At 61.4% G+C, this 16,231-nt stretch carries 17 protein-coding genes and 1 pseudogene; 15 read left to right on the top strand and 3 right to left on the bottom strand.

Translation table 11 applies throughout. The features are described 5' to 3' along the window. The first annotated feature begins 308 nt into the window (after positions 1–308). The 14 genes from U5775_RS17045 (at position 309) to U5775_RS16980 (ending at position 13,302) form a co-directional block, all read left to right on the top strand. Positions 309–491: a Flp family type IVb pilin gene (locus U5775_RS17045; RefSeq protein WP_322059262.1), complete on the top strand. Its 183-nt coding sequence runs from the start codon at positions 309–311 to the stop codon at positions 489–491. A gap of 134 nt (positions 492–625) precedes the next feature. Beyond that, positions 626–1,120, top strand: a complete 495-nt coding sequence (locus U5775_RS17040) for a prepilin peptidase (RefSeq protein WP_322059261.1) — start codon at positions 626–628, stop codon at positions 1,118–1,120. Positions 1,121–1,147: 27 nt separating this feature from the next. Beyond that, positions 1,148–2,158 (top strand): Flp pilus assembly protein CpaB, encoded by a 1,011-nt coding sequence (gene cpaB, locus U5775_RS17035; RefSeq protein ID WP_322059260.1) that lies wholly within the window; start codon positions 1,148–1,150, stop codon positions 2,156–2,158. A gap of 60 nt (positions 2,159–2,218) precedes the next feature. Then, positions 2,219–3,688: a type II and III secretion system protein family protein gene (locus U5775_RS17030; protein ID WP_322059259.1), complete on the top strand. Its 1,470-nt coding sequence runs from the start codon at positions 2,219–2,221 to the stop codon at positions 3,686–3,688. Between the two features lie 10 nt (positions 3,689–3,698). Next, complete coding sequence (locus tag U5775_RS17025; protein WP_322059258.1) at positions 3,699–4,103, top strand: CpaD family pilus assembly lipoprotein; 405 nt, start codon at positions 3,699–3,701, stop codon at positions 4,101–4,103. A 38-nt stretch (positions 4,104–4,141) separates the two neighbouring features. Further along, on the top strand, positions 4,142–5,359 hold the full coding sequence (locus U5775_RS17020; RefSeq protein ID WP_415913594.1) for an AAA family ATPase: 1,218 nt from the start codon (positions 4,142–4,144) through the stop codon (positions 5,357–5,359). Then, positions 5,356–6,786, top strand: a complete 1,431-nt coding sequence (locus U5775_RS17015; RefSeq protein ID WP_322059256.1) for a CpaF family protein — start codon at positions 5,356–5,358, stop codon at positions 6,784–6,786. The genes U5775_RS17020 and U5775_RS17015 overlap by 4 nt, the downstream gene beginning before the upstream one ends. Continuing rightward, the gene (locus U5775_RS17010; RefSeq protein WP_322059255.1) at positions 6,783–7,754 is read left to right on the top strand and encodes a type II secretion system F family protein; all 972 of its coding nucleotides are present in this window, start codon (positions 6,783–6,785) and stop codon (positions 7,752–7,754) included. The genes U5775_RS17015 and U5775_RS17010 overlap by 4 nt, the downstream gene beginning before the upstream one ends. Continuing rightward, positions 7,751–8,710 carry a type II secretion system F family protein gene (locus U5775_RS17005; protein ID WP_322059254.1) on the top strand — a complete coding sequence of 320 codons (960 nt, stop codon included), beginning with the start codon at positions 7,751–7,753 and terminating at the stop codon, positions 8,708–8,710. The genes U5775_RS17010 and U5775_RS17005 overlap by 4 nt, the downstream gene beginning before the upstream one ends. After that, positions 8,707–9,627: a tetratricopeptide repeat protein gene (locus U5775_RS17000; protein WP_322059253.1), complete on the top strand. Its 921-nt coding sequence runs from the start codon at positions 8,707–8,709 to the stop codon at positions 9,625–9,627. The genes U5775_RS17005 and U5775_RS17000 overlap by 4 nt, the downstream gene beginning before the upstream one ends. Before the next feature lie 20 nt (positions 9,628–9,647). Beyond that, positions 9,648–10,193, top strand: a complete 546-nt coding sequence (locus U5775_RS16995) for a TadE/TadG family type IV pilus assembly protein (protein ID WP_322059252.1) — start codon at positions 9,648–9,650, stop codon at positions 10,191–10,193. Beyond that, positions 10,193–10,783, top strand: coding sequence for a TadE/TadG family type IV pilus assembly protein (locus U5775_RS16990; protein ID WP_322059251.1), 591 nt, complete (start codon positions 10,193–10,195; stop codon positions 10,781–10,783). The genes U5775_RS16995 and U5775_RS16990 overlap by 1 nt, the downstream gene beginning before the upstream one ends. Positions 10,784–10,899: 116 nt before the next feature. Beyond that, a complete protein-coding gene (locus U5775_RS16985; RefSeq protein ID WP_415913593.1) occupies positions 10,900–12,495 on the top strand; it encodes a pilus assembly protein TadG-related protein in 1,596 nt (531 codons plus the stop codon). A 414-nt stretch (positions 12,496–12,909) separates the two neighbouring features. Continuing rightward, positions 12,910–13,302 (top strand): hypothetical protein, encoded by a 393-nt coding sequence (locus U5775_RS16980; RefSeq protein ID WP_322059249.1) that lies wholly within the window; start codon positions 12,910–12,912, stop codon positions 13,300–13,302. Between the two features lie 48 nt (positions 13,303–13,350). Here the strand turns inward: U5775_RS16980 and U5775_RS16975 are convergent, their stop codons facing one another. Beyond that, entirely contained in the window at positions 13,351–13,533 is a 183-nt protein-coding gene (locus U5775_RS16975; protein WP_322059248.1) for a hypothetical protein, read from the bottom strand. Positions 13,534–13,894: 361 nt separating this feature from the next. Here U5775_RS16975 and U5775_RS16970 point away from each other — a divergent pair. Continuing rightward, positions 13,895–14,082: pseudogene (locus U5775_RS16970) on the top strand (transposase); the annotation flags it as partial. Positions 14,083–14,325: 243 nt separating this feature from the next. Here U5775_RS16970 and U5775_RS16965 read toward each other — a convergent pair. Together U5775_RS16965 and U5775_RS16960 are read right to left on the bottom strand one after the other, a co-directional pair. Next, positions 14,326–14,955, bottom strand: coding sequence for a class I SAM-dependent methyltransferase (locus U5775_RS16965; RefSeq protein ID WP_322059247.1), 630 nt, complete (start codon positions 14,953–14,955; stop codon positions 14,326–14,328). Positions 14,956–15,485: 530 nt separating this feature from the next. Further along, the coding region (locus U5775_RS16960) for a class I SAM-dependent methyltransferase (RefSeq protein ID WP_322059246.1) at positions 15,486–16,231 on the bottom strand (746 nt) is incomplete at its 5' end.

Genomic DNA, 16,231 nt, shown 5'->3' with positions numbered 1-16,231 from the left:
CTTTTCCTGGCAACGGTTCGAGCCACGCGAGCGGCGAAACGGTAATTTCCACAGTTGTCGAGCCGAGCAAATTAAGTGTTTTCGCGAGTTAAACGAGTGACAAACGTTTGCGAGTGGAAATCAACAGCAATAGTCTGAAGAAATAGCGAGTCTGTAATGGGCTTTTTCAAATCGTCACCTGCCGTGGCGATTCGAAGATTACGGTCAATTACTTCTGCAACTAGTTGTTTTTTTTAATTTCGCCAATAGAATGGCAACCCGCGAATCCGTCACGGGGGCGGTCGCGAACAAAGGTCATGGAGCCGATCATGCGTAATTTCATCAATCAATTGTGGCGCGACGAGCGCGGCGTCAGCGCACTCGAATATGCCATCCTCGCTGCGATCGTTGTGTCTGCTGTGGTTGCCGCAGGCGCTTATCTCTCGAGCACGACTGGCGGCCTGCCCTACGTCTTCCAGCAACTCATGACCACGGTTACGAGCCACCTGTAAGCCGTCACTGCCCAGGCATCAGGCATCCCTCAAGCCTACTGGCTTTCGGCGTCGCCTGTGCAGGCCGCTTTTTCGCAAACCGATCTGCATTGCAAGCTGGACCGCTTCGTCTTCTTTCGCCCTTTGAGATGCACTTGCTTGCCTGCGTAATCGCCATCGCACTACTCGCCAGCCTCGCCTGGTTCGATGTCGTGCATCGGCGCTTGCCGGGCAAGCTGGTCGGCGCGGTGACAGTGTTTTATCTGGTCATGGCCACGCTCGCCAAAGCCCCGCTGAGTTCCGTTGCGGTGCACGTCGGCGTGGCACTGATCGCATTTTCCGTCGGGGCCGCGCTGTTTGCGGTTGGCTTGCTGGGCGGCGGCGACGTGAAGTTCGCGTTCGCGGTTTTCCTCTGGGCCGGCGCTACGCTCGCGATACCAGCCTTCGTGCTGATCTCGCTCGCCGGACTCGTCGTGGCTCTCGTAGCGCTCGCTGCGGGATGGCTCATGCGCCGCTCGCCTTCAGGCGTGCTGGCACGCATCGCGTCGCCCTGGAGCGCCGCGCGCGGCGTGCCCTACGGCGTGGCCATCGCGCTCGGTGCGCTGCCCATTATCGTCGTGCGCACGCTGGCGGGCGGCATGACTTCGTAATCCGCCTGGCTGGATGTCGCAACTGGCATGTCAAACATCATAAAGATAGGGTTACTGATTATCATGGCGGCACTCGTCGCCTTGATAATGCGTGGCTTCTTCATCGCGGCGTCGAAGCCGGCCGGACCGAAAGAGCCAACCGTCGATCGCATTCGCGTCGCGGGCGCCGCGCTGCCGCCCGGCCTGCTGCTGCGCGAGGACGATCTCTCGTGGAAGACGGTCCCGCATGCGAGCACGCCCAGTGGCGCGATCGTGGACGGAACGCCTCACGAGGTCGAGCTCAAGGGTGCCGTGCTACGCCACGCCGTGGCGGCCGGCGCGCCGATCGTGGCCTCGGATGTGATTCTGGCGAACGCACCGGGCTTTCTCTCGGCCACGCTGCGACCGGATATGCGTGCGGTTTCCGTCGCGATCGACGATGTCTCCGGCAACGCGGGCCTGATCCAGCCGGGCGATTACGTCGACCTCATTCTCACGCAAAGCATGCAGGGCAAGACCGAGGCGCCCGACGAGTCGGTGTCGAGCGAAACCGTGGTTCAGCACGCGCGCGTGCTGGCGGTTGGCTCGGACCTGCAGCCTTCGAAGGATACGTCCGACGCCAACTCACGCGCGCGCACGGTCACGCTCGAGGTATCGCCGCACACGGCAGAAGCCGTCGCCGTGGCCGCGCGTCTCGGTAGTCTCTCGCTCGCCCTGCGCAGCTTCGCCACGCTCGACCGCACAGCGGGCGCCGCCTCCGGCGTCGACGCCACCTCGGACACGCTGCCCGACAGCCAGCCCGTATGGGCCGGCGACATCTCGCGCGCGGTGCGCGCGCTGCCGGGCAATGCGCGCCGCGAAGCCGTCGCGGCGGTCGCCACCACGCCCGCGCGCAGCGTGCAGCCGGCCGCCGTGATGATCTACCGCGGCTCGACGTCGTCGCTTCAGTCGGGCGACAGCGGCAGCACCGTTCCCGGAGGCGGTGGCGCAACCCCAGGCTTGCCGCCGCTACCGTCGCTTCCCGGAGGTATTTCCGCCCCGGCACTGGGTGTGCATTAAGACTATCGCGGCCTGCGCGCCACTTATTTGAAGTCCGGGCCCGCCCGGAGACCGTTGCTCATGAATCCATTCCTGGCTCGTAGCCGCCACCCGTCGCTGTTCAGGACCCTGGCGTCGATCACTCCCGCGTTGCTGATTGCAGCCTTCGCAACGGCAGCCGTTGCCGGCAGCGCGTCGCATACGCCCTCGTCCGTTGCGCTAGCGCAGCCCGCATCGACGGTCGCGGCGTCCACCGACACGCCGGGCACAGCGCTCGACATCGGCACCGGCAAGGGCGTGCTGCTGCGTCTGCCCGCGCCCGCCACGGCGGTCTTCGTGGCGGACCCCGATATCGCCGACGTCCATGTACCGAATCCGCAAGCCGTTTTCGTGCTCGGCAAGAAGGCAGGCACCACGACGCTCTATGCGCTCGGCGCGAACAACAAGACCGTGCTGCAACGCACGGTCGTCGTGAATACCGACGTGGCCTACCTGCACCAGATGCTCGCTACGCGCTTCCCGTCATTCACGCTGCACGTCGAGGGCGCGCCCGGCTCGCTGCTCGTCTCCGGCCAGGTGCCGAGCGCCGCCGACGCCGACGCCGTCGTGCAAACGCTCACGCCGTATCTGCACGACAAGGAGTCGCTGATCAATCGGCTATCGGTGACGCAGTCGTTGCAGGTGAACCTGCATGTGCGCATCGCCGAAGTCGACCGCACCGTCACGCAGCAGTTCGGCGTGAACTGGTCGGCTGTGGGCGGCATGTGGGGCAATTTCATCGGCGGCATGCTCTCGGGCCGCACGATTCAGGACACGACGGGCGTCTATCAGCTGCCAAGCAGCAACGCGTTTTCCACCCTGCTCGGCTTCAAGGCCGGCAAGACCAACATCCAGGCCCTGATCGATGCGCTCGACCAGGAAGGCCTGATCACGATGCTCGCCGAGCCGAACCTGACCGCCATGTCCGGCGAGACGGCCAGCTTCCTCGCGGGCGGCGAGTTTCCGATTCCGGTCGCACAAAGCGGCAGCACGGGCGGCTCGATCGGCGTGCAGTTCAAGCCTTTCGGCGTCTCGCTCAACTTCACGCCCATGGTGCTCTCGGACAACCGCATCAGCCTCAAAGTCAATCCCGAGGTCAGCCAGCTCGACAGCTCGGCGAGCGTCACCACCAACGGCGTGACGATCCCCGGCCTGAGCGTGCGCCGTCTCTCGACCACGGTCGAACTCGGCAGCGGCCAGAGCTTCGCGATTGGCGGGCTGCTGACGAGCGACTCCACCGACACGCTTTCGGCACTGCCAGGCATCGGCACGCTGCCCGTACTCGGCAAGCTGTTCTCGTCGCGCGCCTATCAGGACAAGAAAACGGAGCTCGTCGTGATCGTCACGCCCTACCTCGTCAATCCGACGGACGGCAACCGCCTGCGCACGCCGCTCGATACGCTGATCTCGCCGAGCAGCGACATCGAATACGGGATGCAGCGCTCGCTGGGACTCGATCCGCTGTCCGGCGACACGCCACGCCTCGTCGGTGCGGCCGGCTTCGTCTATTGAAGGAGTTTGCATGACTATCGTCAGCCTGCGCGTCGCGCGTTTTCCGTTTGCGCTGCTGCTGAGCGCGGCGCTCACCGCCTGTATGTCCGAGCGGCCGCCGCTCGGCTTGCCCGATGCGAATCTCATGAGGTTCGACGGCCAGGGCGCGCATGGTCCCGACTGCACGCAGATCGGCCTGGCTTCCCATCTGGGCGACCCCGACCGGCTCGAGCATCCGACGATTCCATTCGGCTGTGCAACCTACACGAACCTCGCGGCGCAACTGGCGCGTCCGGCGGACGCCGCGCAGCCGACACCATACGCAGGCGCCGACGGCACCGCTGCCGCGCGCTCCGTGCAGCGCTACGACAACCCGCCAGCCTCGCACGAACAGTCGCAGGACAGCGCGCCCGCGACCACGAGCGTCGGTCAGTAAGCCAGCAACAGCGCATCAAGGGAGTCATAGTGATGGGTGTGAGTGAGACACTGTCCCGGTTTCGCGGCGGCAGCGGCGCGACGGCGCAGGCGGCGGATTTCGTCGCGTTCGTGAGCGACGCGCAGACCGAGGATTCGGTGCGCCGCTTCGTGCACGACCGCATGATCGCGCATGCGTTTGTAGCGACCGGCACGATAGACGACGCGATCGCACGGCTCAAGAGCATGGAGCGCTCGCCGTCGAAGCTGCTGGTGGACGTGTCGGGCTCCGACATGCCGCTCTCCGATCTTGAGCGGCTTGCGCAGGTGTGCGAACCGTCGGTCTCGGTCGTGACAGTCGGTGAGCGCAACGACGTGGGCCTGTTCCGCAACCTGCTGAAGATCGGCGTGCAGGACTATCTGGTCAAGCCGCTCACGCCTGAGCTGCTGCAGCGCACGTTCGATACGACCGCGGATGCGGGGCCGCTCCAGCATCGCCGTACCGGCAAGGTGATCGCGCTAGCCGGCACGCGCGGCGGCGTCGGCACAACGACGATCGGCGTGGCGCTCGCGCGCCATCTTGCCGACATCACGATGCGACGCGTCGCCTACGTCGACCTCAATCTATATGGCGGCGGAGCCTGCACGCTGCTCGGCGTCGCGAGCAACAACGGCTTGACCGACGTGCTCGAAAACGTACACCGGCTAGACCAGCAGTATATGGAGCGAACCTTCGTCACGCAGGGACAGCGGCTTTTCGTGCTCTCGTCCGAGCTCGATTACGCCAGCACCTTCGAGCTGCGCCAGGGCGTGCTGGGCGAGCTGGTGGCGACGCTCAAGCATCACTTCCACTATGTGCTGCTCGACGTACCCGGCCCGGCCGGCATCGCCGCGGAGGAAGCGTTCGAGGCCGCGAAGAATATCTATCTGGTCGCGGACCGATCTGTGCATTCCGCACGCGAAGTCACGCGCCTGATCCGCCATGCGCAGGCCTGCGGCAATGAGCCAACCCTCTCCGTGCTCGTGAACAATCCCGGCCAGCCCGCTGCAGGGCGCGTGGCATCGCGCGACTTCGCGCAGGCGATCGGCTTTCCCATCGCGCAGGAGCTGCCGTTCGACGGCAAAGCCGTGTCGACGGCGGAAAACCTGGGCGAGCGGGTCAGGCTGGACAGCGAGTTCGGCGTGGCGATCAACATGCTGGCCGATAACCTGACCGGCACGCAGCAGGCCACCACTGCGCCCTGGTACGCGCGCCTGTTGGCGCGGAGAAAACGATGAGCTTCGGTCTGAAGCGCTCCGAACTGGAGACCGCGCTCGGGCTGCAAGGCGCGGTGCTGACTGGCGAAGGCGAACCTGGCGGCGAGGCAGGCACGGCGCAGCGTTCCTCGCGCGACGTTGCGCTCAAGCTTCACGAGCCCGCGGCCGCACTGCCGCCCACCGAGACAATGATCCGCTCCGAGGCGTTCCGCGTGATCCGCACGGGCGTGTTCTCGTCGATGAACGTCTCGGCGGCGGTGCTCAAGACGCGCGACGAGGTGCGCGAAGGCGTCGCGCAGATCGTCGCCGATCTCGTCGAGCGCGAGCGCATGAACTTCACGCTCGCCGAGCAGGTGCTGATGGTCGACGAGCTGCTCAACGACATGTTCGGCATCGGTCCGATCGAGCCCTTGCTCGCCGACGATTCGGTCACCGACATTCTCGTCAACGGCCCCGACCAGGTGTATGTCGAGCGCCATGGGCGCCTCGAACTCACGCCGCTGAAGTTCCGCGACAACGCGCACGTCGTCAACGTCGCGCAGCGCATCGCCGCCGCGATCGGGCGCCGCGTGGACGAGAGCAGCCCCATGGTGGACGCGCGTCTCGCCGACGGCAGCCGCGTGAACGTCGTACTGCCACCGCTCGCCGTGCATGGCGCGTGCATCGCCATCCGCAAGTTTTCAAAGCGCAATATCACGCTCGCGCGTATGACCCAGCAGGGCAACATGTCCAACGAGATGGCGCGTGTGCTGAAGATTGCCGCCACCTCGCGCCTGAACATCCTGATCTCGGGCGGCACGGGCTCGGGCAAGACGACGCTGCTCAACGCGATGTCGCATTTCATCGATGCGCGCGAGCGTGTCATCACCGTCGAAGACGCGGCGGAACTCCAGCTGCAGCAGCCGCATGTCGTGAGCCTCGAAACGCGCCCCGACAATTCGGAAGGCGTCGGCGGCGTGAGCCAGCGCGAGCTGGTGCGCAACGCGCTGCGGATGCGCCCGGACCGCATCATCCTCGGCGAAACGCGCGGCGCGGAGGCCTTCGACGTACTGCAGGCGATGAACACGGGTCATGACGGCTCGATGACGACAATCCACGCCAACAGCCCGCGCGATGCGATCATGCGGCTCGAAAGCATGGTGATGATGGCCAACGGCAATCTGCCGCTCTTGTCCATCCGACGCCAGATCGCGAGCGCGGTGAACATGATCCTGCAGATCGAGCGCATGCGCGACGGCGTGCGGCGCGTGACGCGCATCTCCGAGATCGCCGGCATGGAAGGCGATGTCATCACGACGCAGGACCTGTTCGTGTTCCGCTACGACACGACGGTCTACAACGAAGAAGTCAAGGGTACTTACGAATGCTCGGCGATCCGTCCTGTCTTTGCCGGACGTGCGGCCTACTACGGGCTTGAAGAAGCCCTCATGGAGGCGATCCGTCTATGAGCCCCGCGGACATCGTCACGGTCGGCGCGTTTCTCGGCGTGATCATCGTGGGGATGATCGTCTCGACGCTGCGCGACGCCCGGCGTGCGCAGCCCGAGGTGCGCATCCGCGCGCGGCTGCAGGAATTGCAGGCGCGCCAGAGCGCGCAAAAGAGCACCGACGCCAAGGGCGCCGCGCTCTTTCTTCCGCAGACGCCCGAAGGCAGGCTGGACGCCTGGGTCCGGCGGCATCGCCAACGGCTGAACACGGTGGGGGGCAAGCGCGGCATGACGTGGCTCGTGCTCGCGGCGCTCGGCGGCTTCGCGTTGAGCTTCGTGGCCGTGAAGTTGCCGTGGGTCAGCGGCCTCCTCGTCCCGCTGGCATTCGTCGGACTCCCCGCACTGGGTGTCGTGATGGCGTATCGCGCACTCAACCAGCGTTTTCGCCAGCGCTTTCTCGAGGCGTTTCCCGATACGCTCGACATGGTGATCCGCGCGGTGCGCGCGGGCGTGCCGGTCACGCATGCGATCGCGAGCGCCGCCGACCAGGCCGACGAGCCGGTGCGCACCGAATTCCGCACCATGGGAGACGCGCTCAAACTCGGCATCGACTTCGTGGAGGTGCTCGACGCCGCGAACGCGCGCATCGAGATCGCCGATTTCGCCTTCTTCTCGGTCTGCCTGCGCGTGCAGCGCGAGACCGGCGGCCAGCTTGGCGAGACGCTGGAGAACCTCGCGACCATCATCCGCGCGCGCCGCGATGTGCACCTGAAGACGAAAGCGCTCACGGCCGAAGGTCGCATCACGAGCAAGATCATTGCTGCGGTGCCGTTCTTTATCGCGGGTTCACTGTACATGCTTAACCCGGGTTACATCGAAACGCTGTTCTCCACGCAGATGGGTCACGACATGCTGGCGTTGGCCGGTGTGCTGTTGACGATCGGTCTCACCATCGTGAACAGAATGGCAAAACTGGAGACGAGCCGATGACCTCGATTTCCGTCGCCGTCGGAAATTTTCTGCTGCTGGTGCTGCTGCTGGCCGGCGTCTATCTGTATATCCGCGCAGGCAACAGCGTGCGCGTACGCGTAGCGGAGCGCGCGCGCGCCAACGCCGTGTGGGCGCCCAGCACGGGGATCGCCACGAGCGAGAGCACCGGCGCAAGCCTGCGCAGCCACCTGGGGCGCGCGGGCCGAATTCTCGCCCTGCTCGGCGAGCATCTTCCGATATTCGACACGAAGCAGCGCGCCAAGCTCGCGCTGGCCTGCCGCCGCGCCGGCTTCTATGGCCAGCGCGCCGTTTCGGCGCTGGTGGGCGTGAAGTTCACGAGCGGCATCGGTGCGGCTGCCTGCGCCGTGATCTTCGGCACGAAGGTGCCCCTGTTCGGCCAATATTTCGTACTGCGAGCGATTCTCATGCTCGCGGCGTTCATCATCGGCATGATCGTGCCGGAATACGCGCTCGCGTTCTGGGCGCGCCGCCGGCGCCGCCAGATAGCGGCAGTGCTGCCCGATGCGCTCGATCTGCTGGTGATCTGCACGAATGCCGGCCACAGCCTCGCCGTCGGCATTCAGCGCGTGGCCCGGGAGATTCGCATGGTGTCGGTGCCGCTCGCGGACGAACTCGACATCACCGCATCCGAGCTGCATCTGGGTGGCGATACCTCGCTCGCGCTGCGCAATCTCGGCGAGCGCATCGACTTGCCTTCGGTACGCAGCCTCGTGTCGACACTGATCCAGTCTCAGCAATACGGCACGCCGATCACGACCGCGCTCAAGACCCTCTCGAAGAGCAGCCGCGCACAGGCGATGCTCGAACTCGAGGAAAAGGCAGCCAAGCTCGCTCCGAAGATGACGCTGCCCATGATGCTTTTTATTCTGCCGACGGTGACGATCATCGCCGCCGGTCCGGCTCTGATGCGCCTGATGACGGTGTTTGGAAAATGAACCACATGAAACGCCCCGTGCGCACGCTGCTGGCGGCGCTCCTCATTCCTCTCGGCCTGCTCGCAGGCTGCTCGAGCACGCCCCACTATGCTTCGACTCCCGGGCCCAGGCCGCTCACGCGCACGCTCGGCAGCGCGGACGATCTGCGCATCGCCGCCGGTGCGCTCGAGTCCGGCGACGTGCAGCTCGCCGGCTCGCTCTACGAAAAAGCGCTCAAGGCCGATCCGCGCTCGGTCGAAGCCAATCTCGGCCTCGGCGATTGTCTGCTCCAGACCGGCGACATGGAGCACGCGCGCATCGCCTACAGCCGTGCCGCCGCGCTCGCGCCCGATGCGGGCGCGCCGAAGCTGGCGCTAGCGCGCGTCGCACTCAAGCAAAGGCGCTTCGACGAAGCGTCGCGACTCTACCGCGAGCTGCTCGCGCGCACGCCCAACGACCCCGCGGCCAGTGCGGGCCTCGGCACCGTGCTCGACCTCACCGGCCAGCACGAGGAGGCCCAACGCGTCTACCGCAGCGCACTCGGGCAGCATCCGGAAAGCATGGCACTACGCATCGACCTCGGACTCTCGCTGACGCTAGCAGGCCGGCCTCGCGAAGGGGCGAACGTGCTACTCGACGTTGCCGGCATTAGTGACGCCCCACCGCAGGCGCGCCAGGATCTCGCGCTCGCATACGGCCTGCTCGGCAACGACGCGGCAGCCGAAAAGATCTTGCTCGCCGATCTGCCCAAGAACTCCGTGCAGGACAATCTGCGCTATTACGCACGCGTGCGCACAGCGATCAACAACCGCGCGTCACAGCAAGCCGCCGAACCCGTTGCGCCCGCAACGGCAACGATCCCCCCGGCTTCGAACGTTGCTCAGGTGCCGGTAGCACTGAACGAACAGTCGCGCCTCGTCGCAGCGTCGGGGAAGTGAGCCGCACGGCATCGGATGACATGAGAAAGCCACGAACCATGGGCGCCCGGAAGCGAGCGGCGAGGATCACGCGGCGCGAGCGCGGCGCGTCCACGCTCGAGTTTGTGCTGATCCTGCCTTTTTTCCTCCTCGTCGTGTTCATGATCATCGAGCTTGGCCTCGTGTTCGTCGCTCAGGAACTGCTCGATAACGCCGCGCGCGATGGCGCCCGCCTGCTGCGCATCGGTACGTTGTCCGGCAGCAGTTACTCGACGGCTCTCGCCACGGCGGTCTGCAACGATCTGACGACCACGACCTTCACGCTCGTACCGTCATGCACACAGAACATCCAGATCTACGTGGCAGCCACGAACTCGGGAAACCCGGCCGGCAGCGGCTTCCAGTCGCTCAAAACCGCAACGGTAAGCGGGCAGTCGATGACGCAAACGAAAGCCTCTGTGTCGGCGAACTACGACGTCGTCATGCAGATCGGTTATGCGTATCCCTGGACGCTCCCGGGCATCTCGCTGCTCACCGGCAACACGATGCTGATCTCGACGATCGCTTTCCAGACGGAACCCTACTGATGCGCGGACTACGTGCCCTCTTTGCCAATGAGCGCGGTGTTGCGTCGATCGAGTTCGCGATTATCCTGCCGGCGATGATCTCGCTTCTGTTCGCCACCTACGAGCTCTCTCAGTATGTGCGTGCACAACTGAAGGTGGACAGCGCTGCACAGGTAATTGCGGACATGGTGGCGCAACAGGCGGCGGGCGTCACGAGCGGCACAACAGGCTCGCTAGGCAACTTTTGCGCAGCGGGCGGCCTGATGATGACGCCGTTCGCTGTCGGTAGCAACAATAGCTCGTTCGCGATGGCTGTCGCGAGCGTGACGAACTATACGTCGAGCGGCGTCACCGTCGACTGGGAAAGCGACAAGTCGTGCAGCACGAATGCGACGGCGCTCGGCTCGACGGCGAAGACCCTCGCGACCTCGCCGACCAACCTGATTCCGACCGCGGGCGCGCCCGGTGACAGCGTGATCGTCGCGACGGTCACGTACGTCTACAACTCGCCGATTCAATACTTTTTCCCGGGTTTGCTGACCCTCACGCATACGGCGTTCGCGCGACCGCGCAGCAATGGCGTGATCGCCTGCGGCTCGCCGTGCACTTGAGAACCGATCCTGTGAAAGCCCCGCAGCCACGCCCGTGTATGCACGCCGCGCCATCCGCACGTCTCGCACGCTTTGCGCTTTCGCCGCGTGCGCGCCAGCGCGGCGTATCCAGCATCATGCTGCTGGTGCTTCTGATTCCACTGCTGCTCGCCGTTGGCGTAGCGGTTGACTTCGCGCGCATGGTGCAGTTCCGCTCCGACCTGCAAAACGCTGTGGACGAGGCGGCGCTCGCGGGCGCCGCGGCATTCCTCGACTCCACGCAGTCGGCGCAGGCTGTCACTGTGGCCACCAACTACTTCAACCGCGCGATCTTGCCGGTCAGCCTCTCCGTTTCCGCGCCCACCGTCACGACCAACGCGAGCGGCACGATCAATCCAGTGCTCGGCAACGCGCAGGCGCTCACCGTGACCGTAAGCGCCACCGCCAACGTGCAGACGACCTTGATGGCACTGGTCGCGCCCGCGATGGCAACGATCAGCGCCAAAGCCACTGCGGCCAACCCGGTGGTGTCGGCAAACCTCAAATTCCCGACTCAGACCTACAGCGCCTGCGACGGCAACACTGTCTATCTCTACCAGGTGCCGCAGAATGCGAGCAAGACCGGCTATGACTATTCCAGCGTACCGGCCTTCAATCTGCAGAACTACTACGAGATTTACACGACCTATGCGGCGGGCACCACGCTCGGCACGCTGCCGTCCCAAACGATACCGACCTTTTCGGTGAACCAGCCGCTCGGGCTCATGCTCCGCAATGACACCAACGGCAACGTCGGTAATTCGACCTGCGGCATCAAGGGAACGGGCACAAGCGCCTTGCAGGGTGCGAACTCCTACGGCGCGCCAAACGGCTCGTCCCAGACGTTCTATTCGTCGTTACTGATGAACGGACAGTCGCCAAGCGAACTCTCGAATTACACGTACATGGCGAACGTGACGATCAACACCACAACGACCCAGACGAGCGTGACCCAGTATGGCTCTACCACGCAGAGCACCAGCAGCAGCTACAACCTCGCGTCCTATACCCTGACGCTGCCTGCGAGCACGCTCTATCCGAATGGCAAAACGATTACCGGATCGGGCTCCAACCTGCCTTCGGGCTATGACCAGTTGACGATGGTCTTCGGCCCCAACCCGCCGGGCACATCGGGCTCGGGGTGCTCCACGGTAAGCTCGCAAACGACGGTCGGTCAGACTACCACCACGCAGCAATCGAACTACGGATCGACCACAACGACGAAGACGACTCCAAGCACTACCGTCGCCCAGTACAAGTGCACGACACAGTACCGCACGAGCAAGGCGGGAACCGGCAACTGTTCGCTGTACGTCCAGACAGGCTCGGCCGTGACGAAGACCTACATGAATGGCATCACGAACAAGTCTTCGGCGCCATCGGCCGCGCAGGGCACGTGCTTCAACATGACATCGGGCGGTGCGCAGTATTCGGCGCCCACCTGTGCGCAGCTTTCCGCTCTCGGCAATACGTCCACCGGTGCGGCGCCCGCCGCCGTCTTCTGGTGGGACGATGCCGGTGGCGAAGGACCGGGCGAGCTGTACTACGGCCCTTCGTCGCATTGCTCGCAGATCGGCGCGTCGAGCCCCGGTTACGGCGAGGACTGCAAGTACACGAACATGGTCGTAGCGTTGCAGTGTCAGACCTCGGGTGGCAGCGGGACTGGCTATACGCAGGTCGTGCTGACGCAGTAGGCAGGTGTCCTGAAGATCTGGAGGTGGTGCATCGTATTTTTCCCTGCCACTTCCGACCTCGCTGCGCATTGAGTAGCGCGTTCTGTTCGTCTCGTGTTGAACCCGCCGTTGCTATAACCCGACATCGTCAGAATTTTAATGAAGCGGCTGCACTTCCCAGAAAGATTTTTTCGCCTCATTAAATTACTGGAATATACGTTTATTTCTTCCACGCAAACGTTTTGCAAAGTGAACCAGGGCCGTTCAGGTAGCTGGCGCGCAAAGATAAATGGACCGAGGTGCGGGTTCAATCAATAAACGCAAAATTGCTTCTGCAGAACCATTGCCATAGTATTCTCCACAACCAATTCGCGTCGGCTATTGGGCCAGCGAAACACGAGCCAGGGTACTCGTGCAGAGGGTGGATCAAAAAAAATGAGAACAACAGAATTCAAGTTTTGCACACGGGGACTTAAAGATCAGGAGGCAAGATACAGCGCCATCGTGGTTCATCACATCAGCGTGACGTTCATCAGGATTGGATCGCAAAAAAGACCGTTTTGCCTCATTGTGCCTAGAGGAAGCGGCGACTCGGTGCTCCATGCAGATGCCGAAGATTTGGCGAGAATGGCTGTTGCCCAATCTCTGCGGGACGGTCTGTTCGACGTCCATCCCGCAGAGGCCATTGATCTCGATGTCAACGGATTTCGCTGGGACGGCGATTTGACTGCGGGACAATGGCTTCACGGCTCATCGGTTAGCCAGGCTCGGCGAGGCGGCAAAGACGTATCTCCGGTTGAGCTGGAGATGGAAGAGGCTCCGGGATGAAGGAGCGCAGGTCGATGGACGTGTGGTTTCTGTCGAGAAGTGGGAATGTCAGGCGGCCCCCGCACCTGCCAATTTCTTCGCCCGCGTTGCGTCTGCGAATCCCAGAATCCCTACGACGCGCTCGATTTTGTATACCAGCACTTGCAAATCCATTTCGGCTGCAACACGGCCGCCAAGCCCGCGAATCTGGAAATGGGCCCAATCCACCCAGTGCGTGAGAGTGCCGAACATGTGTTCGACCGTTCAGCGTCGAATCATCATTGCGTCAGGTTGGCCATCCCGCCTAAATAATTGCATCACCGCAAGCGCCGTTTCGTGCTCTTATCGACGAATGCGCCGATAAGGAGCGGAATGCGCTTACTCCTGAGCGAACAATGCGGACAGGCACTGCTCCACTATGTACGCAGCCTCAGCAAAGTGGCGCTTTTTCAACGGAGAGGTACCTGTATATTGCCCGTGACCCGCCCTATCTGTTGGGCGTGAAGTTCTGGTCAGGGCCATTGACTGCCTTGAACTTGCCGCTGTCGACGGCCGCAACCGCTTGCGTAAAAATCCTAAGGGTGTTAGGCACTTTCAGTCGGACCTGGTATCCGAGGCGAAAAAGGGCTTCGTGCTGCTGCCGCGTCGCTGGATGGTCGAGCGCAGTTCGGTTGGCTCAACCGGTTCCGGCGACTGGCTCGCGACTACAAGCGCCTGCCCGAAACCTCGGCAGGTCTGCACTTCGTCGTCTTCGCCATGTTGATGCTCGTTCATGCTGCGCCAATTATCCAAAGTTCCTAACACGCTCCAAGGTCACGACATGTCGTCACGAAGCGTCGGCACACGTTGCGAGTGCCGCCCGGATCGATTGTCCTTGGGACGAAGTCATCAAGGCACTCCGGCAATAGCGTTGGTTGTTTGCGGTCCGCGCCTTCAACAAATCGTCTCATCTTTGCCTCCTGCGTCAACAAGTTGATTCAGCTCAGGCGACCACATTCGTTTCACACAACCTCTACCCCAACCATCCCGAACGAATTGAGATAGTTACGATGCATCTGGTTTGCGAATAGCAATATCACAGAACATGTCCTTGTGGAGAGCGAACCCCGTTACGACCCAGCCATCTTCCACAATTAATTGATTAACGGCTTGCACGACCCCGTAAGACTCGCCAGCACGTTGATCATACATAGTATAATCGTTAAATATTAATACCCCATTAAATTTAATTTTGTCTCGAGCAATCCACGCATCTCGCCTTACCTCATCATAGCTGTGACCCGCATCCACATAAATCAGATCAAAAAAATTATCAGGAAACAGCGGCAATGTCTCGTAGCTGAGTCCCTGAATTGTCTTCACCTGATCCCCACGAGAAAGGAACTGCTCCCTGTAAAAATCAAGATGAGTCATTCCTTTGAATTTTATCTCAGACGGCTCCCCCCAATACATGGGATATTTGTGCATGCCAAATGTATCCAATGCATAAAACACTTCCGGATTCAATGCCTCCAATATAAATTGAGAAAATGACCCAGCCGCTACGCCAATCTCCGCAATCACCCCTCCCTTTGCGAATATCATTGACGATAATAAATCATATCGATTCGCAAACAATCTGGCATCGGCATGAATTTGGGTAGAATTGAGCTCCGGAAATAATTCATCGCGCATAAATATACTCCCTGAATTAGCCAAAAACCAATTTGAAATGGCTTAAACAACCACAATCAATGCATACCAAGCTATAGAACAACCACTGCTGCCCAATAAAAAATACCAAATGAGCTGGCGTCATCATTGCATATATCTACCAAAGCGCATTCGTAGACGTTACGTCTGAAAACCAGTATTGAGTATACGGCTGTATTCTCCAGTTTGGCCGCATGCGTTTGTTTCCAGAGCGATGCCCCCGTAGAAGCCAGTTTCCTCAGCCCGGCAACCACACCGCCACCTCATCTCCCAAGCGGGTTGCAATTCCCCCCCGCAGCTCACACAGGTACCACGAAAACAAAAACAATTCCCAACACAATAAGTAAATTCCCCAACGTAATATCAACTATCAATTTTGACGCTAGAGTGGATGGTTTGTACGCTTTGCATGGTCAAGCTCACAAATTTCGTAGCGCTCGTACGGAAAGACATCCACATATTTAGTATTAAGGCTAGTGCGAACGGAAGTCTTATTTTCGTTCGACGCAGGTTCATTCGGGCCTTCGAACAATTGCCACGTAATTCTTCGGATACCCCGCACGCGTATATTTCGATTTTATTTCCAACCAGTGAAACAATATACTCAACACGCCCATCTGAATTTTTACCAATATCATCACTGGACTGAGAAGCCATCCCAAAAGTCCTTTGGCGATTAAAGATGGGCGCCGCGGCATATATGCGTGCATGCGATTCATCTGATAACCAATGGTTCCGTAGTAGCCCTCTAGCCAGTCAATTTTTTCAACAATAAATCCTGTGCCAGAAAACATATGATGAATTCCAAATGATGTATATCGATAGAAGTCGTATGGTTGCTCATGCTCCTCATAAAAGAGCGGCGCGGTATAAAGTAGACGTGCGCCGGGCTTCATAACGCGGAATAATTCTAAAAGAACCGACCGCGGGTCCGGAAGATGTTCCATGACCTGATTAAAAAGCACGAAGTCGTAACGACGATCTTCAACTGGAATTTCCTTAAGATCACACACATAGGTCGACCTGGCGTAGACCTTGTCGACCATCTCAAAATCTGCCGACTCGTAGTTCGCGTGCTTCAGGAGTACCTTATACGGTGCCTCCCCTGCCCCAGCATCCAATACCGTGGCGCCAATTGGAATCGCCTCGGCAAACTTCTGATTTACTTCATAGAGCCTCACTCTTGAGGAGTTAAACTCAAGCAATTGCTTTATGAACACGTCAAGCCCTCCTTGGCAGATCGCATGGAAATAATAAG

The organism is Paraburkholderia sp. J63 (assembly GCF_905220245.1).
In the GTDB taxonomy this organism is placed as follows: domain Bacteria; phylum Pseudomonadota; class Gammaproteobacteria; order Burkholderiales; family Burkholderiaceae; genus Paraburkholderia.
Note: the sequence above shows the minus strand (reverse complement) of the source record. Positions and strands in the feature narration are given on the sequence as shown.